This is a genomic window from Micromonospora sp. ZG13, assembly GCF_059359355.1.
In genome coordinates, this window is sequence record NZ_JCADBQ010000002.1 from 176,299 (window position 1) to 198,397 (window position 22,099).

The window sequence follows — 22,099 nt, forward strand, 5'->3', positions numbered from 1 at the left end:
CCCTTCCACCTGCGGTAGGAATCGAGCGTACGTCGGCCCGCCGACGCCGCCGCAGCACGGTCGGCCCCCGTGCGCCGGCTCACCGAACTCTCAGGCTCCTGTTACCCGCCAACGCATCGACATCGCTGCGTGGGTGCGGTAAGACAGGGTGGGACGTTCGCCACACGCTGGTAGCGTCCCCACGGCCGCGCCCACCCGGTGCGGCGAGTCACGCCGGACGGGGAGCGGAATGGTCGACAGTGGGCGCGGGCGACGGCAGCGACGACGGAGCCCGGTGATCTCGCCGGTGCTGCGCCCGGCGCTCTGGTCCGCACTGCTCGGCGCCGTCGCCGCCACCGTCCTGGCCAACCCGGTCATGGCCGACCCGGCGCTGCCCACCAGCATCCCCGACACCGGGTCCCGCCCCTCCTACTCGGGGCCGCTCCAGCTCCCCGGCGGCGCGCCGGTCCCCGGCCTGCCGGGCACGGTCCCGGGTCTGCCCGGCACGGTCCCGGGTCTCCCCGGGCCCGGCACGGTCCCCGGCGTGCCCGCCGGCAGCCTCGGCACCGGCCCGCTGGCCGCCCAGATCTACGCCGCCGAGGCCCAGGTCGGGCAGCTTCGTGACCAACTGCTCTCGCTGCGGCAGAAGCTCACCGAGGCCGAGGGGCAGCGCGCCACCGCCGAGCGCAACCTCGCCCAGGCCCGGGACGCGGTCGCCCGCGCGCAGGAGAGCGCCGACGCCGCCGCCGCGGGCGCCTTCAAGGCCGCCGCCGCCCTCCCGCCCGGCGAGTTCGCCAACGACCTGCACGAGCTGAGCCGGCTCTCCCGGATCATCCGGGGCGAGAAGGCCGAGGGCGGCACCACCGCCGCCGAGGGCGAGGTGTCCCGGGCCCGCGTCGGCGAGCAGGCCGCCAGCCAGGCGATGGTCTCGGCCGAGTCCCGCCTCGCGGGCGCCAAGACGGAGTACGCCGTCGGCGAGAAGGCCCTGCGCGAGGCAGAGAAGAAGCTGGAGAAGCTGAAGCGGGACAACGCCGCACAGCTCATCCAGATCGAGCGCCAGCAGGAGGCCGCCGAGCAGCGCCTCGGCGCCGGCTACCTCGGCAACGAGACCGCCAACGGACTGGCCGCCCACCCGACGGCCCTCAAGGCCCTGGCGTACGCGAGGGCGCAGCTCGGCGACCCCTACCTGTGGGCCGCCGAGGGGCCGGACCGCTTCGACTGCTCCGGCCTCATCTACGCCGCCTACCGGTCGGCGGGCTACTACGGGCTGCCCCGGGTCTCCCGCGACCAGTACTACGCCACCCGTACCCGCACCGTGTCCCGCACCGCTCTGCTCCCCGGCGACCTGCTCTTCTTCGCCTCCGGCACGAGCTGGACGACGATCCACCACATGGGCATGTACGTCGGCGGCGGCAAGATGATCCACGCGCCTACCACCGGCGACGTGGTCAAGATCTCCACCGTGCGCTGGTCCCGGCTCTATGCCGCCACCCGCGTCATCGGGGCGGTGCCCGCGCCGGCCAGCACTCCCTCGCCGACGCCGACGCCGAGCAAGCCGCCCACGACGAAGCCGCCGGCCAGCCCGAAGCCGCCGGCCAGCCCGAAGCCGACCACCAGCCCGAAGCCCACCTCGTCGCCGAGCCCGTCGACCTCGCCGTCGCCGACCGGGTCCCCCACGCCCACGCCCAGCACCTCGACTTCACCGTCACCGTCGGTGTCGGCGTCGGCGTCGGCGTCGACCTCGCCGTCGCCGTCGGCGAGCGCCTCGGAGGCCTCTTCGCCGAGCGCCTCGACCGGTAGTGTGGCGCCGACCACGGCGCAGAGCAGTTCCGCTCCGTCGAGCAGCACCCGGGCCAGCGCCTCGGCGAGCGCCGGTAGCTGACCAGGGCCCTCGGCGGGCCGTCCGACCGGGCCGGCCAGCCGCCGACCGGGGGCGGGTCGACAAGGCCCCGCAACGCGCTCCGGCTGTGCCGCCGGGCCGGAATGTGGCACGGTGACAGTCAGGCACGCCCGGTCCGACGTAGCGGATCCGGGCGCGAGCGTGCGCGGAGGGCGAGCATGGCCGAGCAAGATGTTCCGGCAGAGCCGGTCGACCACGGATCCGCGCCCGACCGGAGCCGTGCCGGGGCACCGCACCCCCTGACGCCCGCCGGCGCCCCGTCGGCGCCCCCGCCCGGGGGCGCAGCCGCGCCGGCGGCCGGCTCCGCGGGGCCGTCCGGGTCGTCGTCCGAGCCGCCCGCCGACGACGTACGCCGACAGCCCGCCGCGCCGGCCCGGGGCCGGGTGTCCGTGACCACCGCCGCCGCGCCCGCCGAGGGCGACGCCCCGCCGTCGACCGGCCCCAGCGCCGGCACCACCTACCGGGCCGGCGGAACGGCCGCCCCCGCCGCCGCGGTCCCCGGGCAGCGGGGTACGGCGGGGGCGCGGGCCAGCGCCGCCGTACCCGGGATGAGGCGGATCTCGGCTGACGAGGCCGGGGCGATCCGCTCCCGGACGGGCGAGGCCCGGATCTACCGGGCGGCGCCGGTCAACCCGGACCCCCCGGAGCCCGCCCAGCCCCCGGAGCCGGCTCAGCCGCCGACCCCACCGGTCCCGGAGCCCGAGCCGGCGCCCGCCCCCACGCCGCCGGTGCCGGGCCCGAACCCGCCGTCGCCGGCCCCGCCGGTCCCGACCCCCACGCCCCCGGTCCCCGGGCCCTACCCGCCCGGCCCGGTGCCCCCGGGCCCGGGGCCCAGGCCCCCGGCGCCGGTACCACCCGTGCCGGGTCCGCCCGTGCCGCCACCCGGACCACCGGTGCCCGCCCCGCCGCCTCCGCCCGGCCCGATGCCGGCGCCACCGTTCCCGCCGCCACCCCTCACGGCCACGCCCGGCGCCGGATCGGGCCCCTTCGCGGGCGCCCCGCCGTTCTCCGCGCCCCCGACGAGCGCCCCGCCGGCCTCCGGGCCGCCGGCATTCGCACCGCCGTTCTCTGCGCCTCCGGCGAGCGCGCCGCCGTCCTCAGCGCCTCCGGTGAGCGCGCCGCCGGCAGCCGCTCCGCGACCGGTCGCGGCCTCGTTCTCCGCGCCGCCAGCGTCCGCGCCGTCGTTCTCCGCGCCCCCGGCGAGCGCCCCGCCGTTCTCCGCGGCCCCGGCTTCCGCGCCGTCGTTCTCCGCGCCCCCGGCGTCCGCGCCGCCGTTCTCCGGGTCGACGTCCGCGCCGCCGGTCGTGCCCGCGCCCGCGCTGCCGGCCTGGCCGCCGCCCACCAGCCCCGGCGACCGCCGGCCCGGTGGTGCGGAGCCCGCCGCCGCGCCCCGCGAGGCCCGCAAGCTGGCCGGCCACGCCGGCGGCGGCTCGGCCACGCGCGCCGGGCGGGCCGAGGGCACCGCGGCGGGCCGCTACGACGGCGGGCCCGACCTGGGCACGATCTACGGTGCCGGCACCGAGGGCCCGGGCTTCAGCACGGTCTCGTTGCCGAGCAACCCGGTGGAGAACTCCGGCTCGTTGACCGGGCACATCCTGGCCCAGGGCTGGACGGAGACCCCCACCGAGGAGCGCTCCAGCACGACCAAGGTGGTGGTCGTACTGGCCGCCTCGCTGGGCCTGCTGGTGGCGATCAGCGTGCTCGTGGTGCTGCTCGCCAACGACACGGTGGGCGGGCTGGTGGGCGGCGTCCTGAGCAAGTGAGCCGCGTACGACGTCGATGGTGAGCCCGCCCACTACCCGTCCGAGGTCGGGTGGCGGGTTCGTCCCGTCGCCGTACACTGGTGAGGATCACTGACCCGGCGCGCCCCGCGCGCCCATGGGCGATCTTGCGGGCGATTCGGCGGCGTTCAGCTGCGGCAGGCCATCGCGAAGATGCGCCCCGCTCGAAAGGCATTTCTTGACGACCTTTGCTGAACCCAGCACGTTCACGCCCGCCCTCGACACCGCCGACGCGCAGACCGCCGTCGAGCGGGACGGCACCGGCCAGGACCCGGCCGCCACGGTGACGCCCGAGGCCACCGACTTCGCCGCGTTGGGGCTGCCCCAGCCGCTGGTCCACGCGCTCGCCCGACAGGGCATCACCACCCCGTTCGAGATCCAGCGCGCCACCATGCCCGACGCGCTCGCCGGCCGGGACGTCCTCGGCCGGGGCCAGACCGGCTCCGGCAAGACCCTGGCCTTCGGCCTGCCCCTGCTGGCCCTGGTGGCCGACCGCAACCGGGCCCGGCCCCTGCGCCCCCGGGCGCTGGTCCTGGTGCCGACCCGGGAACTCGCGATGCAGGTCAACGACGCGCTGATGCCGCTCGGCAAGGCCGTCGGCGTGTTCCTGAAGACCGCCGTCGGCGGCGTGCCGTACGACCGGCAGGTCGACGCCCTGCGGCGCGGGGTGGAGATCATCGTGGCCACCCCGGGTCGGCTGGGCGACCTGATCGCCCGGGGCGTCTGCCACCTGGACGACGTCGAGGTCACCGTCCTCGACGAGGCCGACCAGATGGCCGACATGGGCTTCCTGCCCGAGGTCACCGAGCTGCTCGCGAAGACGCCGGCCGGCACCCAGCGGCTGCTCTTCTCGGCCACCCTGGACGGCGACGTCGACGCGCTGGTCAAGCGCTTCATGACCGACCCGGTGACGCACTCCACCGCGCCGTCCACCGCCTCGGTGTCCACCATGGACCACCACATGCTGCTGATCCCGCCGCACGACAAGTTCCCGGTCGCGGCGTCCATCGCGGCCCGGGACGGGCGGACGATGGTCTTCGCCCGTACCCAGCTCGGTGTCGACCGGCTGGTCGAGCAGTTGGCCGCCGTCGGCGTACGGGCGGGCGGGCTGCACGGCGGCAAGACCCAGCGGATGCGTACCCGGACGCTGGCCGAGTTCCGTGAGGGCCGGATGAACGTCCTGGTCGCCACGGACGTGGCGGCCCGGGGCATCCACGTCGACGGTGTCTCGCTGGTGCTGCACGTCGACCCGCCGAAGGACCCGAAGGACTACCTGCACCGTGCGGGTCGTACCGCCCGGGCCGGCGAGTCGGGCGCGGTGGCCACGCTGGTGCTGCCGAAGCAGCGGCGGACCACGCTCGCCATGCTGGAGAAGGCCGGCGTGGCGCCGGCCGAGACCCGGGTGCGGGCCGGCGACCCGGCGCTCGCGGAGCTGACCGGCGCCCGCGAGCCGAGCGGCGTCCCGGTGCGCGTCGAGGTCGACGAGCCGCGCCGGCACGGCGACCGGCCGGGCGGCCCGCGCCGCTACGGCGACCGGCCCCAGGGTGAACGCCGCTACGGCGACCGCCCGCAGGGTGAACGCCGCTACGGCGACCGCCCGCAGGGCGAGCGGCGCTACGGCGACCGTCCCACCGACGGCCGGGGCTACGGCGAGCGGAGCTTCGCGGACCGTGGCGAGCGGCGCTTCGGTGACCGGGACGGGCGCGACGGCGGCCGTGGCTACGGCGACCGCCCGCAGGGCGAGCGCCGCTACGGCGACCGCCCCACCGACAGCCGCAGCTACGGCGACCGCCCCCAGGGCGAGCGCCGCTACGGCGACCGCCCCACCGAGGGCCGCGGCTACGGCGACCGGGGCGGCTTCCGGCCCGAGGGCCGGGGGCGTGACGAGCGGCCGCGTGACGATCGACGGGGCTTCGGCGGGCGCCCACCGGCGCGTACGCACTGATTTCCAGCGTCATCGGCGAACGCCGCCTCGGGGCCCGGCTCCGGGGCGGCGTTTCCGCATCCGCTGCCGGTGTCGGCCGGGTCGCGTAACGTCCGGCTCATGCCGACCATGCCGAAGTCGCTCTTCTGGACCCGGACGGACACCGCCGGCGCGGAGCACGCGTTGTTCGACGACGGCCGTGGGTTGACCGCGCGGGGCACCCTGACCGCCGTCGACCCGATCCCCTACACCTGCCGCTACCAGCTCGCCACCGACCCGCAGTGGGCCAGCGCCCGGGTGGAGGTCGAGGCGGAGGGCACCGGATGGCTGCGGAGCGTACGCCTGGAACGGGTGGGCGACGGGTGGCGGGTGACCACGGCCGAGCAGGGTGACCTGGACGCGGCGCTGCGGGCGGCCGGCCACCCACCGGTCGGGCTGCCCGGCACCGACGACCCGGGCGGGCTGGCCGGGGCGGTGGACGTCGACCTCGGCGGGGCGGCGCTGTTCAACACGCTGCCGGTGCACCGGCTCGGGCTGACCCGTGCCGCGGCCGACGTCCCGCACCGCATCGACGTCGCGTGGGTGCTGGTGCCGAGCCTGCTGGTGGTGCCCGCCGAGCAGGTCTACACGCCGCTCGGCCCGGGCCGGGTGCGCTTCTCCAGCGACACCTTCACCGCCGACATCGACCTGGACGGCGACGGCTACGTGGTGCGCTACCCCGGGCTGGCCGAGCGCGTCGATCCGCGCTGACCGGGCTACGAGGCGCCGGCCCGTCGGCTCCGGCCGGCGGGCGGCTCAGGCCGGCCAGGCGCCGGTGGTGAGGAAGCGTTCGACCGTCGCGAGGTGCGGGGTCGGGTCGAGCCCCTGGGCGGCCAACCAGTCGTCGGAGTAGTAGGTGTCGGCGTAGCGGTCGCCGGCGTCGCAGATCAGGGTGACCACCGAGCCGGTACGTCCGGCGGCGAGCATCTCCGCGATCAGCCCGAAGGCGCCCCACAGGTTGGTGCCCGTCGAGCCGCCCACCCGACGGCCGAGCACCGCCGAGCCGGCGCGCATGGCGGCCAGCGAGGCGGCGTCGGGCACCTGGACCATCCGGTCCACCACCGACGGCACGAACGACGCCTCGACGGTCGGCCGGCCGATCCCCTCGATGCGGGAGCCCCGCCCGGTGCGCACCGACCAGTCGGCGGCCTGCCAGGCGGGATAGAACGCGGAGTTCTCCGGGTCGACCACGCACAGCTTGGTGGGCAGCCGCTGGTAGCGGGCGTACCGGCCGATGGTGGCGCTGGTGCCGCCGGTGCCGGCGCCCACCACGACCCACGCCGGCACCGGGTGCCGTTCCAGAGCGAGCTGCGCGTAGATCGACTCGGCGATGTTGTTGTTGCCCCGCCAGTCGGTGGCCCGCTCGGCGTAGGTGAACTGGTCCATGAAGTGCCCGGCCGAGTCCTCCGCCAGCCAACGGGCCTCCACGACCACCTTGGCCGGGTCGTCGACGAGGTGGCAGCGACCGCCCTGGAACTCGATCTGGGTGATCTTCTCGGGCGAGGTGGAGGCGGGCATCACCGCGATGAACGGCAGCCCCAGCATCCGCGCGAAGTATGCCTCGGAGACCGCCGTCGAGCCGGAGGACGCCTCCACGATCGTGGTCTCCGGGCCGATCCAGCCGTTGCACAGCCCGTAGAGGAAGAGCGAGCGGGCCAGCCGGTGCTTCAGCGAGCCGGTCGGGTGCACCGACTCGTCCTTGAGGTAGAGGTCGATCCCCCACGACCGGGGCAGCGGGAACGGCAGCAGGTGGGTGTCGGCGGAGCGGTTGGCGTCCGCCTCGACGGCGGCGATCGCCTCGGTCACCCAGCGCCGGCTGGCCTCGTCGCACCGGTCGAGATGAGTCACGCTCGAAACCTAGCAAGCCGTTCAGTCCCCGGAGGCCCCCACCCGACGGCGCTGGCGGCGCTGGCCGGCCCGGCCGGCCGCGAGGATCAGCGGGGCGAGCCGCACGGCGGCGCCGGGCAGCGCGTCGAGGAGCCGGACCTGCGCGCCGCGCCAGCGGGGGACGCTGACGACCGGGCGGGGCCGGCGGGCCAGCCGCGCGGCCCGCCGGGCCACCCGCTCGGGGGTCAGCAGCGTCCCGGTGAAGGAGGCCGCGGCGCCCGGGTCGTCGAGCCGGTCGTGCAGCATCGGCGTCCAGATCCCGTCCGGGCACAGGCACGACACGTGTACGCCCCGGTGCCCCGCCAGCCGCAGGTCGGCGAGGGTGCCGACGCTGAAGGCGATCAGCGCGTGCTTGCTGGCCGCGTAGACGGTCTCGCCGGGCGCGGCCACCAGGCCGGCCAGCGACACGACGTTGACCACGTGCCCGTGCCCCTGGGCCCGCATGACGGCCAGCGCGGCGAGGGTGCCGTTCATCGCGCCGAGGGCGTTGACCTCGACCACCCGGCGGCGGGTCGCCGCGTCGTGCTCCCACGAGGGGCCGGTGACGAGGATCCCGGCGTTGTTCACCCAGAGGCCGAGCCCGCCCCGGCCGGCCGCCTCGGCGGCGACGGCGGCACAGGCGTCCTCGTCGCGTACGTCCAAGGGGCGGGACCAGCCGCCCAGCGGCGCGGCGGCCCGGGCCACCGCCTCGCCGTCGTGGTCGGTGAGGAGCACCGGCCAGCCGTCGGCGTGCAGCGCGGTGGCGATGGCGCGGCCCAGGCCGCCGGCCGCACCGGTGACCACCGCCGTTCCGGGGGCTGGCTTCGTCATCGGCGCACGCTATCGCCGTCCGGCGACCGCGCGCCAGAGCCGGCCGGGGCGGCGCCGGGGACGGGTCAGGCGGCGGGCGGCACCGGGGCCTGCGGGCGGTTCTCCCACTTGGTGGAGAGGGCGATGCCGGTCCGGGTGGAGGCGACGCCCGGGGTCCGGTTCAGCCGCACGATGAGCCGTTCCAGCTCGGCGATGGTGCCCACCCGGGCCTTGAGCATGAACGACTCGACGCCGGCCATGAAGTAGCAGGATTCGATCTCGGGCATCTGCCGGAACGCCTCCAGCACGTCGTCGGTGTCGCCGCCGGAGTCCTCGACGATCCCGATGAGCGCGGTGACGGCGAAGCCGATCGCCTCGGGGTCCACCTCCGCCCGGTAGGCCCGGATCACGCCGCTGGACTCCAGCTTGCCGACCCGCTCGTGCACGGCCGGCGCGGACAGGCCGACCTGCCGGGCCAGCTCGGCGTAGGACAGGCGGGCGTTGCTGCGCAGCAGTTCCACGAGGCTCAGGTCGATGGCGTCCACGGACTGTGACCCTAGCGGTCGGGGCGTAACGTCGGGCATCCGGCGCGCGTTGGACATGACAGGGTGTAGTCGTTCGCAAACTCGCAGTCGAAGGGGCCGTGCGCAGGTAATATTTCCTAACTTCCCACTCAGTGCGTTTTTCGCGTTTGGCGGACAGGCCAGGTCGCTGGTGCTGTAATTGCCATACGTCCCTCATGACGGCTCTGGGCTCGCACCGGCCGGGGGCAGTGTGTTCAGCCGGGGGCTTCGTCGACGCGAGGAGGGGGCTGTGGACACTGGAGATCGCCTGCTGACACCGGGTGAAGTTGCCGCGCTGTTTCGGGTTGACCCGAAGACTGTGACGCGATGGGCGGCGGCGGGCCGGATAGGCAGCATCCGGACTCCAGGCGGGCATCGCCGGTTTCGGGAATCCGAGGTGCGGGCCCTGCTTGAGGGGGAGGGCATGTTGGACGAGGCGGAAGACGTCGGCAAGCCGCGTAACGCGGGGCCGGCCGCCTCGACCGGGCCCGGCCCGGCCAACGCCGGCATGTACTGAATGGTGCGGATCATCGCGCGGACCGGACACAGGCTCCGGTCCGCGTCCCGGTGAGCCGGGCCCGGGTCACTCCCGCGCCGCGCCGAGCTCGCCCGACCAACGACGGAACAGCGTGTGCGGTACGCCGAGGGCGTCCAGCACCTTGCCGGCCACGAAGTCGACGAGCTGCGGCGCGGAGGCCGACGCCCCGGCGCCGTAGAAGCCGGGACTGGCCGGCAGCACCACCGCCCCGGCGTCGTGCAGCGCGATCAGATGCTCCAGGTGGCTGCGGGTGACCGGCGTCTCCCGGGGCACCACCACCACCGGCCGGCGCTCCTTGAGGTTGACCTCGGCGGCCCGCTGCAACAGGTCCTTGGAGAGCCCGATCGCGATGCCGGCGCAGGCCGCCGTGCTCGCCGGGACCACCGCCATCCCGCGTACGCGGTAGGAGCCACTGCTCGGGCCGGCCGCCAGGTCACCGGCGGGCCAGTGCCGCACGTCGGCTCCCGTCAGGTCGCGGCCCAGCCAGGCGGCGAGGTCCTCGGCCCAGTGCCCGTCCCGGAACGGGCGGCCGGTCTCGTCGAGGACCGTCAGCCGGGCGGCCCGGGAGACGATCAGGTCCACCGGCTCGCCCGCGTCGAGCAGCGCCCGTACGACGGCAGCCGCGTACGGCGTGCCGGACGCCCCGGAGACTCCGATCACCCATGGTTCACGCATGCCTCCAGCCTGCCTGGTCGCCTCCTCCCGACGCCGGGCACCCCGCCCGCTGCGTCCGTGATGTCCCCCTCGGGTGTCGGTTGTCCTGCGGCGGGCGCGATGTCGGGCCGGGAACGCGCCCATCCCAGTGGCCTGACATGCTGCCGGTGGCAATTCGCACGCGAAGCGGATCGCACCCGGGAGGAATCGGTGATGACCGGCGAGGTCCTCTGGTCGCTGCGGTCCGAGTGCCCGATCCCGCCCCGGCTCTCGCCGTACGCCGACCGCGTGCAGGAGTGGCTGGTCGGCGACCTGCTGCCGGGCCTCGGCCTGCCCGCCGACGACGCGGCCCCGCGGCGGCTGGCGCGCGCCGGCGTCGCCCGGTACGCCGGCCGGCTCTACCCCCGGGCCGCCGAGGCCGACCTGCGGGCGTTGACGGCCCTGTTCACCTGGTTCTTCCTGGTCGACGACGCGTGCGACGGGCCGGGCCGGCTCGGCACCGACCGGATCCGGGCGCTGCGCGACGGGGCGCTGACCCTGCTGCACGCCGGTCCCCGGCTCCGGCACGCCGGCCTGACCGGGCCGCTGCGGCGGCTGCTGGTGCACGGGTGGCGGGAGCCGCGCCGGCGGATGCCGGCCCGCTGGCGGCTGCGCTTCGCCGACGCCGTCGCCGACCACCTCGACGGCACGTGGCGGGAGGCGGCGAACAAGGCGGCAGGCCGCCGCCCCGGAGTCGCCGAGTACGTGGCGCTGCGGCGCGCCACCTCCGCCGCGTACGTGTCGTATCCGCTGGTGGAGTTCGTCACCGGGCGCCCGCTGCCCGACGCGGTCCACCACCACCCGCTGCTGCGCGAGATCGCCGACACCGGCAACGACCTGCTCTCCTGGTACAACGACCTGGCCTCGCTGGAGCGCGACGAGGCCACCTCGGGCGGGCACAACCTGGTCCTCGCGACGGCGGCCGAGCAGCGGGTGCCGGTGGCGGCCGCCGTGGGGCTGACGGCCGAGCGCTGGCGGGCGTCGATGGGGCGGTTCGTCGAGTTGCGCGCGGCGGTGCCGTCGTTCGGCCCGGGGCTGGACCGGGCGGTGGCCGACCACCTCGACGGGGTGGCGAACGCCGTACGGGCCACCGTCGACTGGACCCTGGAGAGCACCCGCTACCCCGGCGCCCGCGCCGAGCCCGTCGCCCTCCGCTGAGCCGCCGGGCCTCGCGAGGAGCCAGGGCCGGCGTCGGCGACCGGCCCAGGGTCAGGCGCGCAGGCCCAGGCGGATCACCAGGTCGAGCAGGGCGAAGACGAACAGGGCGATGCCGACGAACCCGTTGGCGGTGAAGAAGGCCCGGTTGACCTTGCTCAGGTCGGTCGGGCTGACCACCAGGTGCTGGTAGCCGAAGGCGAGCGCCGTCAGACCCAGCCCGATCCACCAGAGCCAGCCGAAGCCGATCAGCGCCCCGAACCAGATGAACAGCGCGAACGTCACCACATGCGCCGCGGTGGAGGCGTGCAGCGCGAACCGCAGCCCGTAGCGGGCCGGCACGCTGTGCACGCCGATCTGCCGGTCGACCTCGGCGTCCTGGCAGGCGTAGATCAGGTCGAACCCGCCGATCCAGAGGCCGACGGCCACGCCGAGCAGCCAGGCGGGCCAGGAGCCGTCGAGGGTGCCGGTGACGCCCAGCCAGGCGCCGACCGGCCCGACGGCCTGGGCGATCGCCAGGATGGCGTGCGGCCAGTTGGTGAATCGTTTGCCGTACGGGTAGACGACCAGCGGCACCACGGCGAGCGGCGCGAGCACCAGGCAGAGCGGGTTGAGCAGGGCGGCGGCGGCGAGGAAGACCGCGAGCGCGACCGCCGCGCCGGTCCAGGCCGTCCGCACGCTCACCGCCCCGGTGACCAGTTCCCGGGCGGCCGTACGCGGATTCCGCGCGTCGATCCGGCGGTCCAGGATCCGATTGGCGGCCATCGCGAACGTCCGCGCCCCGACCATCGCCACGGTGATCAGCAGCAGGTCCAGCCACCGGACCCGCCCCCCGTGCACCTGCATGGCGGTGAGCGCCGACAGGTACGCGAACGGCAGCGCGAACACGGAGTGCTCGATCGCCACCAGCTTGAGGAAGGACTTGACCCGGCCCGGCCGCTGCGTCGGTTCGACGGCGGTGGCCATCAGATGCCGTACTCCTTCCAGCGCTTGTCGACCAGGGAGACGACCTCGGGGGCCATCCGCATCTCCTCCGGCCAACCCCGCGTGTAGCCCTCCTCGGGCAGCTTGCGGGTCGCGTCGACGCCCGCCTTGCCGCCCCAGAACTGCTGGTAGGAGGCGTGGTCGAGGTGGTCCACCGGGCCCTCGGTGAGCAGCAGGTCCCGGGCGTAGTCGACGTTGCCGAAGGCGCGGAAGGCGACCTCGTTGTAGTCGTGCACGTCGCAGTCCTCGTCGACGATCACGATCAGCTTGGTCAGCGACATCATGTGCGCGCCCCAGATCGCGTTCATGACCTTCTGGGCGTGCTTCGGGTAGCGCTTACGGATCGACACGATCGCGCAGTTGTGGAAGACCCCGGCGGCGGGCAGGTCGTAGTCGACGATGTCCGGGATCAGGAAGCGCAGCAGCGGCGCGAAGATCCGCTCGGTGGCCTTGCCGAGGCCGTGGTCCTCCTGGGGCGGCTGCGACGTGACGATCGTGTGGTAGACCGGATCGCGCTGCATGGTCATGCACTCGACGTGCATGACGGGGAAGGGCTCCACCGGCGTGTAGAAGCCGGTGTGGTCGCCGAACGGGCCCTCCGGAAGCCGCTCGCCCGGCTCGATGTAGCCCTCCAGGACGACCTGCGCGTGCGCCGGCACCTGCAACGGGACGGTCAGGCAGTCCACCATCTCGACCCGCTCGCCGCGCAGGTAGCCGGCGAACAGGTACTCGTCGATGTCGGCGGGCAGCGGCGCGCTGGCCGAATAGGCGACCGCGGGGTCGGCGCCGATGGCGATCGCCACCGGCAGCCGCTGCCCGAGCCGTTCGGCGACCGCGTGGTGCGCCGTGGAGTTCTTGTGGATCTGCCAGTGCATGCCGATGGAGTTCTGCGAGTGCTGCTGCAACCGGTAGAGCCCCAGGTTGCGCTTGCCGGTCTCGGGGTGCTTCGTGTGCGTCAGCCCGAAGTTGTGGAAGATCCCGCCGTCACCCGGCCAGACCTGGAGCCCGGGCAGCCGGTTCAGGTCGACGTCGTCGCCCCGGTAGACCACCTGCTGGCAGGGCGCGGTCCTGACCTTCTTCGGCGGCATCGAGGTGAGCTGCCTGACCTTGCCGAGGCCGTCCATCATGCCCGAGAGGCCGACCGGCAGCTCCGGCTTGAGCATGTTGCCGATCCGCTCGCCGATCTCGTCCAGCGACTCGACGCCGAGCGCCATCGCCATCCGCTTCTCGGTGCCGAAGAGGTTGACCGCCACCGGCATCTCGCCGCGCGTCGGCCGCTCGAAGAGCAGCGCCGGGCCGCCCGCGCGGACCGTCCGGGTGACGATCTCGCTGATCTCCAGGGTGGGATCGACGGGGGCGCTCACCCGCCGCAGCTCGCCCGCGCGCTCCAGCGCCGCGAGGAAGTCCTTGAGATCGGTGTACGGGAAGCCACGTGCCGCCATGCCTGCCAGTCTCCCGCACCGACCTCGGCGGCGACCACGCCGGGTGGTGTGACACCCGCGATCACACGGCAGGCTCCCAGGCGTACGGGGCCAGGGGCGCGTCGAGCGGCGCGCCGGTGAGCCGGTTGGCGAAGGTGGAGATGGTGTACGTGCCGACGCCGAGCACCACGTCCAGCGCGTGTCGGGGCTGGTAGCCGGCCGCCAGGAAGGCGGTGGTGCCGTCCTCGGGCACCGCGCCCCGGTGGTCGAGCACGGCGAGGGTGAAGCGCCGCAGCGCCTCCAGCCGGTCGTCGGGCAGGGGCGTGCCGGCGCGCAGCGCGCCGATCAGCTCGGGTGTGGCGCCGTGCCGGGTGAGGGCGGCGGTGTGCATGGCGACGCAGAGGTGGCACTCGTTGCGGGTGGCGACCGTCAGGACGACGACCTCCCGCTCGACGGGGTCGAGGGCACACTTCTCGAAGATGCCGTTGACGGTGAGGAACCCGTCGAGCAGCTCCGGGGAGCCGGCCATCAGGCCGACGGCGGCGGGCAGATGCCCGAGCCTGCGGCGTACGCCCTCGATGGTCGGCCGGGCGGCGGCGGGGGCGGTCTCGACGGTGTGCGCGGTGAACGGGGGCACGGGGAACCTGCTTTCGGGAGGTCGGGGACGGTCGGCGTCGCGCCGCGCGTGACGTAGGATGGTCAACGTGGTTGTCGAAATAGTAAACGTGGTTGTCGAACATGGCAACGGCTGAACCCGACCGGCCCGGCTTCCTGCTGCCCCTGCTGCTGCTGGCCGGCTTCCGTACGCTCATCGACGACCTGCACGCGGAGCTGGCCCGGCAGGGGCACCCGGAGCTGCGGCCGCTGCACGGCTTCGTCCTCCAGGCCGTCGGCGGCGACGGCACCACCGCCACCGAGCTGGGCCAGCGACTCGGCGTCTCCAAGCAGGCGGCCGGCAAGACGGTGGACCGGCTGGTCGCCCTCGGCTACCTGGAGCGCGCCGACGACCCGCGCGACGCCCGACGCAAGCTGGTCCGGGCGACCCCGCACGGCCTGGACGGCCTGCGCCGCTCGGCCGCCGTCTTCGACCAGCTCCGGCAGCGGTGGGCCGCGACCCTCGGCCCCGACCGGGTCGCCGCTTTGGAGGACGACCTGCGAGCGGTCACCCCGGCCAACCTCTTCCGCCTCGACGTGCCCGGCTGGTTCGGTGGCTGACCACCGTCCCCTGGCGTTCGCGGCCGAGGTGCGGTTCCCCGTGTGGGACCTGCCCGGGGGCGGGTCGGCGTGGGAGGTGGGCCGCAGCAGCACGGCCGCGTCCTCTCGGCTTCGAGCCTGAGACGTGTCTCAAGCGGTCGGGTCCGCGTCGAGCCGATGAGCCACCACCGCCGGAACAACGATGCCTCTCAGGCATATAAATGCCTGTGTGGTATCGGGACGCACCGACCACCCGTCGAGCGTCGAGGTCCGGCGCAGCCGCTTCGAGCCCAGGGCGGGCGCCGAGCAGTTCGCGCGCCCGCAGCCGTCGATCAGGTGGGGCCGGCCCAGCAGACGGCCCCACCTGATCCGATGGCGAGCAGCGTTCCCGAGCGAGCGGGTCGGCTCAGTCCAGGCCGCCGTACGAGTGCAGGCCCTCGAAGAAGATGTTCACCCCGAAGAGGTTCATCAGCATGGTGAGGAAGCCGACGATGGCGAGCCAGGTCGCCACGTTCCGCTTCACACTCGGGGTGGCCCGGGCGTGCAGGTAGCCGGCGTAGATCACCCAGGAGATGAACGACCAGGTCTCCTTCGGGTCCCAGCCCCACGGCCGCCCCCACGCCGCCTCGGCCCAGATCGCCCCGGCGATCACCGCGAAGGTGAAGACCGGGAACGCGAAGGCGTGCAGCACGAACGTCAGCCGCTCCAGCGCGGCCGCCGGCGGCAGCCGCTTCGCCAGCGTGTACGGGAAGCTGCGCCGACCCTGCTCGTAGCCGGAGCGCATCAGGAACGCCACCGCCGGCACCGCGCCCAGCAGGAAGATGCCGGAGGCGAAGACGATGGTCGAGACGTGGATGACGAACCAGTACGAGTTGAGGGCCGGCACCAGCGGCACGATCGGGGTGTAGAGCACCAGTTCGGCGGTCGCCACCAGCAGCACCATCACCAGCGACATGAAGAGCCCGAGGCGGCGCAGCTGCGGGAGCTTCCAGAGCACCGCCAGCCAGGCGGCGACCCCGATCCAGGTGCCCGTGAGCACGAACTCGTACATGTTGCCCCAGGGCATCCGGTCGGCGGCGAGACCGCGCGTGACCAGCGCCCCGAGGTGCAGCAGCGCCCCGAGCGCGGTGGCCGCGACGGCGACCAGGCCGCCCAGCCGGGCGCGTCGGGCCGTACGCTCGGCCGCCGCCGCGCCGGTGTCGACGGACGCGTCGGGGGTGCTGCCCCCGGCCGCGCCGACGCCGGCGCCGACCAGCTCGCGGGCGGGCGCCGCGGCGACCCGGGCGCGGGAGTTGCCCAGCGCGTACTCGACGGCGTGGCTGATCATCGCGACCAGGTACGCCAGGATCGCGAACGACACCAGCTGGTCGGAGAGTGCGGACATCACTCGGCTCCTTCTCGCGCTCCGGCCCGGTCGCCGCCGTCGCGGCCGACGCCGGCCTCGTCGTCCGGCCGCCCGTCGCCGCCGATCGCGGCCACGAGCTGCGCGAACTCGTCGGCGAACCCAGGGTGGTCGGTGCGCGGCAGGCCACCGGCCTCGACCAAACTACTACCGCTCGTCGGAGATCCACTCGTCGGGTCGACGGTGCCGGCCGGCAGCACCCGGAAGAAGACCCGGCGGCGCCGCCCGAACAGCGAGCCCATCAGCCCGACCAGCAGCACGCCGGAGCTGACCAGCAGCAGCGTCGAGCCGGGGTCGTACCGGACCGACAGGGTGATGTACGGCACGGTGCCCAGGAACTCGACCGTTGTGCCGTCGTCCAGCTCCCAGGTCTCGCCCTTGCGGAGCAGCTTCGTGCCGACCTCCTTGACCTTGCCGGCGCGCACCTGCCGCTGGTCCAGCTCGTAGACCGAGCCGGGGATGCCGGCGTCCATGCCGAGGTTGCCCCGGTAGGCGACGAGGTTCAGCGCGGGATTGCGCTCGGTCGGGTACTCGGAGCGGGCGAACGGCGCGGCGGCCGGCGCCGTCGGCAGGTAGAGACCGGAGAAGGCCATCTGGAGGTCCGGGTCGCGGGTGCCCGTGGCCGGGTCGACGTTGATGTCCGGGAACGCCGCCAGCCCCTCGCTGGTCAGCCCGACGTCGCCGGTGGTCAGGAACGGGAAGTTGCTGGTCTGACTCTTGCCGAACCGGTCGGTGTAGCGGATCACCGGGGCGTAGCCGTGGCCGAGCAGGTAGACGTTCGCGCCGTCGAGGCGCAGCGGGGAGTTGACCGAGAAGTTGGCCTGCCGCCGCTCGCCGTCGGCGTCGTCGACGGTCACCTTGGCGTCGAAGAACTCCGGCTGGCCGGACTCCAGGAACCGGGCCTGGAAGTCGTCGAGCTGGATGCAGAAGCCCGGCAGGTCGGCGCTGCTGACGCGGGGGCCGAGCTTGCTCTCGGCGTACTGCTGGCGGGTGTTGCAGAACGCGTTGTCCTTGCCGGCCACCAGTAGCTTGTTGCCGCTCCAGCCGTACCAGGAGCCGAGCGCGACGCCGACCAGCACGACCACCATCGAGCTGTGGAAGAGCAGGTTGCCGGTCTCCTTCAGGTAGCCCTTCTCGGCGGAGACCTCGTCGCCGCGCACCACCACCCGCCAGCGCCGCCGACGCAGCGCGTCCGCGATCGCCGCCGCGCCGCCCTCCGGCGCGGCCAGCACGGCGTGCTGGGGCAGCCGGTCCAACCGCCTCGGCGCGGCCGGCGGCTTCGACCGCAGCGCCCGCACGTGGTCGCGCAGCCGGGGCGTGATGCAGCCGATCAGCGAGGTGAAGAGCAGCAGGTAGATCGCGGAGAACCAGACCGACCCGAACGCCTCGAAGGCGCCGATCCGGTCGAGCACCGGGGCCAGGTCGGGGTGCGCGGTGAAGTAGTCCCGCACGTCCTCCGGGTTGACCCCGCGCTGCGGCAGCACCGAGCCGGGGATGGCCGCCACCGCGAGCAGGAAGAGCAGCACCAGGGCCGTACGCATGCTGGTGAGCTGCCGCCACGAGTTGCGCAGCAGGGCCAGCAGGCGGTTGGGCCGGCGCCGGGGGGCCTCGGCCGGCGGTGCCGGCCGGTCGTCGACGGCGGTCATCAGATGCTCACCTCGCCCACCCCGACGGTGGTCTGCAACCAGATCACGAAGTTCGTCCAGCCGCCGGTGACCAGCGCGAGGCCGATCAGGATCAGCAGCGCGCCGCCCACCCGGGTGACCCAGCGGCTGTTGCGCCGCACGGCGCGGAACACCCCGAGCAGGCGCTCGAAGCCCAGCCCGAAGACGACGAACGGTATCCCCAGCCCGAGGCAGTACGCCACGGCGAGCACCACGGCCCGGTCGGTCTGCCCGCCGACGGCGGCCATGCCGATCACCGCGCCGAGCGTCGGGCCCACGCAGGGCACCCAGCTCAGCGCGAAGACCGCGCCGAAGACCGGCGCGCCGAGCAGCCCGGCGGCGGGCAGCCGCTGGAACCGGAACTCCCGCTGCAAGCCGGGAACCAGCCCCACGTAGCTCAGCCCGAGCACGACGATCAGCGCGCCGATGACGATCTCCAGCGTCCGCTCGTACTCGAAGAAGACCCGGCCGACGCCGGCGAAGAGGATCGCGGTGGCGGTGAAGACGGCGGTGAAGCCGGCGATGAACAGCATCGTGCCGGCCAGCACCCGGCCCTTGACCGCGACCTTCGCCGGCTCGGTGCGTTCTTGCACGGCCACCCCGCCGCCGCTGCCGGCCTCGGTTGGGGACCCCACCCGCGGCCGGCGGGTCTCCAGGTCCGCGCCGGCGAGGCCGGTGACGTACGACAGGTAGCCCGGCACCAGCGGGAGCACGCACGGGGAGAGGAAGCTGACGAGCCCGGCGAGCGCGGCCGCGCCGATGGCGAGCAGCAGCGGCCCCGACTGGGCGAGCTCGGAGAACGTCTCGCCCATCAGCGGGAACCGTTGGGGGCCGGCTTCTCGGCCGCGATCCGCTCGACGATGGGCTGGAGGCCCTCCTGCTTCACCGCCGCCCGGATCACCACGGCGATGCGGCCGTCGCGGTCCAGCACGACGGTGGCCGGGATGGTGTTCGGCGGGATGTCCAGGGCGAGCGCCAGCCGGCTCGGCGGGTCGAAGAGGCTCGGATAGGTGACCTTGAAGCTCTCCTCGAAGGCGAGCGCCTTGTCCCGCTGGTCCTGGATGTTGATGCCCAGGAACGTCACCCCGGAGGCCTTCGTGGCCTGGTAGGTGTTCTCCAGGTCGTCGGCCTCGGCCCGGCACGGCGCGCACCACGAGCCCCAGAAGTTGACCACCACGACCTGGCCCCGGTCCCTCGCCACGTCGTGGTCGCCGCCGGTGAGCAGCTCACCGGCGAGCTTCGGGGCGGCCGAACGCTGGTCGGGGGCGCACTCGATGATGCCGCCGGAGTTGTCGCAGGCCTCCTCCCCGTCGCGCGACGAGCAGCCGGCCAGCGCCACCGTCGCGACGGCGGCGAGCAGACCCGCGGTCCACCTCCGGGCGTTCATCAGGCCCCCTTGGCCGTCCTGGCTGTCGGCGACATCGCGATCAGGTGGGCGGCCGGCTCGGAGTAGCCGATGCCGACGACCTTGGCGCCGTCGAAGTGGAAGGAGGTGAGGCTCGCCAGCCCGCACTGACGCTTGCGCGGGTCGTGCCAGAGCCGCTTGCGCTCCACGTACCGGCGCAGCGTCCAGATCGGCAGCTGGTGGGAGACCAGCACGGCCTCGCGCCCCTCGGCCGCCACCCGGGCCGCCTGCAGAGCGCCGAACATCCGCTCCGCGATCGCGCGGTAGGCCTCGCCCCAGGACGGGGTGACCGGGTCCCGCAGCACCCACCAGTTGCGCGGGTCGCGGAACGAGCCGTCGCCCGGGGAGACCTTCTTGCCCTCGAACCAGTTGGCGCTCTCGATGAGCCGCTCGTCCACGCCGACCGGCAGCCCGAACTGCGCGGCGATCGGCTCGGCCGTCTGCTGGGCGCGTTCCAGCGGACTGGCCACCACGTGCACGACCTCCCGCTCGGCCAGCCCCTGCGCGGCGGCCTTGGCCATCTGCACCCCCAGCTCGGAGAGCCGGAAGCCCGGCAGCCGGCCGTAGAGGATGCCGTCCGGGTTGTGCACCTCGCCGTGCCGCAGCACGTGGACCACCGTCTTGCTCACCGTACGCTACCCCCCGTGACCCGCCGCTGCCGCAGCGTTGGCCGCCACCGGCAGGGCGGCGGCGATCTGCTCCAGAGCGGCCTCGTCCAGCGCCGCAGACACGAACCACGCCTCGAACGCGCTCGGCGGCAGGTAGACGCCGCCGGCGAGCATCGCGTGGAAGAACGCCTTGAACGCCGGCACCTGCTGGGTGCGGGCGCTGTCGTAGTCGACCACGTCGGCGTCGGTGAAGAAGATCGAGAACATGTTTCCCGCGTACGACAGCCGGTGCGGAACGCCGGCGGCGGCCAGCGCGTCGGCGGCGAGTCGGCCCACGACGGCGGCCGTGTCGTCCAGCTTGCGGTAGAGCGCGTCGTCGGCGAGCCGCAGCGTGGCCAGACCGGCGGCGCAGGCCAGCGGGTTACCGGAGAGCGTGCCGGCCTGGTAGACGGGGCCGGCGGGGGCCAGGCGTTCCATGATCTCCGCGCGCCCGCCGAACGCCGCGGCCGGCAGCCCACCGCCCATGACCTTGCCGTACGTCCACAGGTCGGCGTCGGAGGGGTCGAGGCCGTGCCAGCCGGCGCGGGAGACCCGGAACCCGGTCATCACCTCGTCGACGATGAGCAGTGCGCCGTGCGCGTGCGCGATCCGGGCGAGCTGGGAGTTGAAGCCGTCGCGCGGGGCGACCACGCCCATGTTGCCGGCGGCGGCCTCGGTGATGATCGCGGCGATGTGCTGGCCCTCGGCGGCGAACGCCTGCTCGACGGCGGCCACGTCGTTGTACGGCAGCACGATCGTGTCGCCCGCCGCCGCGCCGGTCACGCCCGGCGAGTCGGGCAGGCCGAGGGTGGCCACCCCCGAGCCGGCGGCGGCCAGCAGGCCGTCGGAGTGCCCGTGGTAGCAGCCGGAGAACTTGACGATCCGGGGGCGGCCGGTGAACCCGCGCGCCAGCCGGATCGCCGACATGGTGGCCTCGGTGCCGGAGTTGACCAGCCGGACCTGCTCGACCGGGGTGCGGTCGACGATCTCGGCGGCCAGCTCGACCTCGCCGGGGGTGGGGGTGCCGAAGCTGGTGCCCCGGGTCGCGGCCGACCTGATCGCGTCCACGACCTCCGGGTGGGCGTGGCCGAGGATCAGCGGGCCCCAGGAGGAGACCAGGTCGACGTAGCGCCGGTCGTCTGCGTCGTAGAGCCAGGGCCCCTCCCCCCGGACCATGAAGCGCGGCGTGCCGCCGACGGCACGGAACGCGCGCACGGGGGAGTTCACCCCGCCGGGCACGATGGCCTTGGCGCGGTCGAACAGGGCCTCGGAGGCCGGCGCGTCGGCCGGGTAGCGGCCAGATCCGGCGGGAAACATATCGGTCACGATGCCGCCATTGTGTCAGCGTCGGGCGGCGAATCGGCAGGCACCCCGCACCGGGGTTACCAGGCTCACCCGGACCGGGCCTCCCACACTCCCCCGGCGGATGCCCGGGACGCCTCCGCCCCGCCTCCCTGAGAGCGGGTCCGCCCGCGCCCCGCCGGGACGGGTCCGCTCCGCGCTCCGGGAGGGCGTGGCCGTCCCGCTCCGCACTCCGGGAGGGCGTGGCCGTCGCGCTCCGGACCCCGGGAGGGCGTGGTGGTCGCCCAGCACCGTCGGGTGGGTGTCGTCGGCGTCCTGGTGCGGGGATGTTTGCGCTGGCGGGAGCGGGGTCGCGGCACTCGGCTGGCTCGGTCGCCACCGCTCGACAGGCCGGGTCACTCGGATCGCGCTAGGCTGACCCGGTGGATCGTGCCGAACTGTCCATCACGCTACACCGGACGGGTGACGAAGCCGTGCTTCGCCTGGCCGGTGAGATCGACATGCTCACGGCCGCCCAACTGTCGACCGTCGTCAACGAGGTGCTCGCCGAGCCGCCGCCGCGGATCGTCCTCGACCTCGGCGGGGTCACCTTCTGCGACTCGCAGGGCCTCGGCACCCTCGTCGTGCTGAGCCGCAAGGCCAGTCACGCCCAGAGCCTGCTGATCCTGACCAACGTGGGCGACTTCCTGCTCCGCGTCCTGGACATCACGGGCCTGCGCAGCGCCCTGATGATCCGCAACGACCAGACCACCGGCTGACCGCCCCCGGCCCACCGGGCTGATCTCCCACCCGTTCCCGGCCCCTCCGCGCCCTGCGCACCGGTCGCACGCTC

General features: G+C 74.4%; 21 protein-coding genes. 8 read left to right on the forward strand and 13 right to left on the reverse strand.

Features of this window, described 5'->3' with window-relative positions:
- Positions 1 to 229 precede the first annotated feature (229 nt).
- The 4 genes from AC5L34_RS04695 (at position 230) to AC5L34_RS04710 (ending at position 6,334) form a co-directional block, all read left to right on the forward strand.
- Positions 230 to 1,861 (forward strand): C40 family peptidase, encoded by a 1,632-nt coding sequence (locus AC5L34_RS04695; protein WP_494823856.1) that lies wholly within the window; start codon positions 230 to 232, stop codon positions 1,859 to 1,861.
- A gap of 1,127 nt (positions 1,862 to 2,988) precedes the next feature.
- Positions 2,989 to 3,642: a hypothetical protein gene (locus AC5L34_RS04700; RefSeq protein ID WP_494823857.1), complete on the forward strand. Its 654-nt coding sequence runs from the start codon at positions 2,989 to 2,991 to the stop codon at positions 3,640 to 3,642.
- A gap of 196 nt (positions 3,643 to 3,838) precedes the next feature.
- Entirely contained in the window at positions 3,839 to 5,605 is a 1,767-nt protein-coding gene (locus AC5L34_RS04705) for a DEAD/DEAH box helicase (RefSeq protein WP_494823858.1), read from the forward strand.
- Positions 5,606 to 5,713: 108 nt separating this feature from the next.
- Positions 5,714 to 6,334, forward strand: a complete 621-nt coding sequence (locus tag AC5L34_RS04710) for a putative glycolipid-binding domain-containing protein (protein ID WP_441174068.1) — start codon at positions 5,714 to 5,716, stop codon at positions 6,332 to 6,334.
- A 45-nt stretch (positions 6,335 to 6,379) separates the two neighbouring features.
- Here the strand turns inward: AC5L34_RS04710 and cds1 are convergent, their stop codons facing one another.
- The 3 genes from cds1 to AC5L34_RS04725 form a co-directional block, all read right to left on the reverse strand.
- Positions 6,380 to 7,471 carry an L-cysteine desulfhydrase Cds1 gene (cds1, locus tag AC5L34_RS04715; RefSeq protein ID WP_101413734.1) on the reverse strand — a complete coding sequence of 364 codons (1,092 nt, stop codon included), beginning with the start codon at positions 7,469 to 7,471 and terminating at the stop codon, positions 6,380 to 6,382.
- Between the two features lie 21 nt (positions 7,472 to 7,492).
- Complete coding sequence (locus AC5L34_RS04720; protein WP_494823859.1) at positions 7,493 to 8,320, reverse strand: SDR family NAD(P)-dependent oxidoreductase; 828 nt, start codon at positions 8,318 to 8,320, stop codon at positions 7,493 to 7,495.
- A gap of 65 nt (positions 8,321 to 8,385) precedes the next feature.
- Positions 8,386 to 8,844 (reverse strand): Lrp/AsnC family transcriptional regulator, encoded by a 459-nt coding sequence (locus AC5L34_RS04725; RefSeq protein WP_350820975.1) that lies wholly within the window; start codon positions 8,842 to 8,844, stop codon positions 8,386 to 8,388.
- A gap of 268 nt (positions 8,845 to 9,112) precedes the next feature.
- On the opposite strand from AC5L34_RS04725, the gene AC5L34_RS04730 reads away from it, so the two are divergent.
- Positions 9,113 to 9,379, forward strand: a complete 267-nt coding sequence (locus AC5L34_RS04730) for a BldC family transcriptional regulator (protein ID WP_089002465.1) — start codon at positions 9,113 to 9,115, stop codon at positions 9,377 to 9,379.
- Positions 9,380 to 9,445: 66 nt separating this feature from the next.
- Here the strand turns inward: AC5L34_RS04730 and AC5L34_RS04735 are convergent, their stop codons facing one another.
- The gene (locus tag AC5L34_RS04735; protein ID WP_441173598.1) at positions 9,446 to 10,075 is read right to left on the reverse strand and encodes a UbiX family flavin prenyltransferase; all 630 of its coding nucleotides are present in this window, start codon (positions 10,073 to 10,075) and stop codon (positions 9,446 to 9,448) included.
- A gap of 192 nt (positions 10,076 to 10,267) precedes the next feature.
- On the opposite strand from AC5L34_RS04735, the gene AC5L34_RS04740 reads away from it, so the two are divergent.
- Positions 10,268 to 11,251, forward strand: coding sequence for a terpene synthase family protein (locus tag AC5L34_RS04740; RefSeq protein WP_441173599.1), 984 nt, complete (start codon positions 10,268 to 10,270; stop codon positions 11,249 to 11,251).
- 51 nt (positions 11,252 to 11,302) lie between these two features.
- Here AC5L34_RS04740 and mqnP read toward each other — a convergent pair whose 3' ends face one another.
- From mqnP to AC5L34_RS04755, 3 genes are all read right to left on the reverse strand, one after another.
- Positions 11,303 to 12,214 carry a menaquinone biosynthesis prenyltransferase MqnP gene (gene mqnP / locus AC5L34_RS04745; RefSeq protein ID WP_441173600.1) on the reverse strand — a complete coding sequence of 304 codons (912 nt, stop codon included), beginning with the start codon at positions 12,212 to 12,214 and terminating at the stop codon, positions 11,303 to 11,305.
- Positions 12,214 to 13,674 (reverse strand): menaquinone biosynthesis decarboxylase, encoded by a 1,461-nt coding sequence (locus AC5L34_RS04750; protein WP_357661310.1) that lies wholly within the window; start codon positions 13,672 to 13,674, stop codon positions 12,214 to 12,216. Before AC5L34_RS04750 ends, mqnP begins: the two co-directional genes overlap by 1 nt.
- Positions 13,675 to 13,735: 61 nt before the next feature.
- A complete protein-coding gene (locus AC5L34_RS04755; RefSeq protein ID WP_494823860.1) occupies positions 13,736 to 14,290 on the reverse strand; it encodes a carboxymuconolactone decarboxylase family protein in 555 nt (184 codons plus the stop codon).
- A 101-nt stretch (positions 14,291 to 14,391) separates the two neighbouring features.
- Between AC5L34_RS04755 and AC5L34_RS04760 the strand changes: the two genes are divergently transcribed.
- On the forward strand, positions 14,392 to 14,868 hold the full coding sequence (locus AC5L34_RS04760; RefSeq protein WP_334604715.1) for a MarR family winged helix-turn-helix transcriptional regulator: 477 nt from the start codon (positions 14,392 to 14,394) through the stop codon (positions 14,866 to 14,868).
- Positions 14,869 to 15,253: 385 nt separating this feature from the next.
- On the opposite strand, the gene ccsB is transcribed toward AC5L34_RS04760, so the two are convergent.
- From ccsB to hemL, 6 genes are read right to left on the reverse strand one after another with little or no spacing between them, the layout of a single operon-like run.
- Positions 15,254 to 16,231, reverse strand: coding sequence for a c-type cytochrome biogenesis protein CcsB (gene ccsB, locus AC5L34_RS04765; RefSeq protein ID WP_441173602.1), 978 nt, complete (start codon positions 16,229 to 16,231; stop codon positions 15,254 to 15,256).
- A complete protein-coding gene (resB, locus tag AC5L34_RS04770; protein WP_494823861.1) occupies positions 16,231 to 17,895 on the reverse strand; it encodes a cytochrome c biogenesis protein ResB in 1,665 nt (554 codons plus the stop codon). Before resB ends, ccsB begins: the two co-directional genes overlap by 1 nt.
- Positions 17,895 to 18,725: a cytochrome c biogenesis CcdA family protein gene (locus tag AC5L34_RS04775; RefSeq protein WP_441173604.1), complete on the reverse strand. Its 831-nt coding sequence runs from the start codon at positions 18,723 to 18,725 to the stop codon at positions 17,895 to 17,897. The genes resB and AC5L34_RS04775 overlap by 1 nt, the downstream gene beginning before the upstream one ends.
- A complete protein-coding gene (locus AC5L34_RS04780; protein WP_441173605.1) occupies positions 18,725 to 19,300 on the reverse strand; it encodes a TlpA family protein disulfide reductase in 576 nt (191 codons plus the stop codon). The genes AC5L34_RS04775 and AC5L34_RS04780 overlap by 1 nt, the downstream gene beginning before the upstream one ends.
- A complete protein-coding gene (locus tag AC5L34_RS04785; RefSeq protein WP_089002476.1) occupies positions 19,300 to 19,947 on the reverse strand; it encodes a histidine phosphatase family protein in 648 nt (215 codons plus the stop codon). The genes AC5L34_RS04780 and AC5L34_RS04785 overlap by 1 nt, the downstream gene beginning before the upstream one ends.
- Positions 19,948 to 19,953: 6 nt before the next feature.
- Positions 19,954 to 21,291 carry a glutamate-1-semialdehyde 2,1-aminomutase gene (gene hemL, locus AC5L34_RS04790; protein WP_494823862.1) on the reverse strand — a complete coding sequence of 446 codons (1,338 nt, stop codon included), beginning with the start codon at positions 21,289 to 21,291 and terminating at the stop codon, positions 19,954 to 19,956.
- A gap of 398 nt (positions 21,292 to 21,689) precedes the next feature.
- Between hemL and AC5L34_RS04795 the strand changes: the two genes are divergently transcribed.
- On the forward strand, positions 21,690 to 22,025 hold the full coding sequence (locus AC5L34_RS04795; RefSeq protein WP_089002478.1) for an STAS domain-containing protein: 336 nt from the start codon (positions 21,690 to 21,692) through the stop codon (positions 22,023 to 22,025).
- The last annotated feature ends 74 nt before the right edge of the window (positions 22,026 to 22,099 follow it).

Excerpts from the sequence above, each read along its gene's own strand:
- mqnP (WP_441173600.1), bottom strand. The coding sequence starts at position 12,214 with ATGGCCACCGCCGTCGAACCGACGCAGCGGCCGGGCCGGGTCAAGTCC.
- AC5L34_RS04720 (WP_494823859.1), bottom strand. The coding sequence starts at position 8,320 with ATGACGAAGCCAGCCCCCGGAACGGCGGTGGTCACCGGTGCGGCCGGC.
- resB (WP_494823861.1), bottom strand. The coding sequence starts at position 17,895 with ATGACCGCCGTCGACGACCGGCCGGCACCGCCGGCCGAGGCCCCCCGG.
- AC5L34_RS04775 (WP_441173604.1), bottom strand. The coding sequence starts at position 18,725 with ATGGGCGAGACGTTCTCCGAGCTCGCCCAGTCGGGGCCGCTGCTGCTC.
- AC5L34_RS04695 (WP_494823856.1), top strand. The coding sequence starts at position 230 with ATGGTCGACAGTGGGCGCGGGCGACGGCAGCGACGACGGAGCCCGGTG.
- AC5L34_RS04710 (WP_441174068.1), top strand. The coding sequence starts at position 5,714 with ATGCCGAAGTCGCTCTTCTGGACCCGGACGGACACCGCCGGCGCGGAG.
- AC5L34_RS04760 (WP_334604715.1), top strand. The coding sequence starts at position 14,392 with ATGGCAACGGCTGAACCCGACCGGCCCGGCTTCCTGCTGCCCCTGCTG.
- AC5L34_RS04750 (WP_357661310.1), bottom strand. The coding sequence starts at position 13,674 with ATGGCGGCACGTGGCTTCCCGTACACCGATCTCAAGGACTTCCTCGCG.
- ccsB (WP_441173602.1), bottom strand. The coding sequence starts at position 16,231 with ATGTCCGCACTCTCCGACCAGCTGGTGTCGTTCGCGATCCTGGCGTAC.
- AC5L34_RS04780 (WP_441173605.1), bottom strand. The coding sequence starts at position 19,300 with ATGAACGCCCGGAGGTGGACCGCGGGTCTGCTCGCCGCCGTCGCGACG.
- AC5L34_RS04735 (WP_441173598.1), bottom strand. The coding sequence starts at position 10,075 with ATGCGTGAACCATGGGTGATCGGAGTCTCCGGGGCGTCCGGCACGCCG.
- AC5L34_RS04740 (WP_441173599.1), top strand. The coding sequence starts at position 10,268 with ATGACCGGCGAGGTCCTCTGGTCGCTGCGGTCCGAGTGCCCGATCCCG.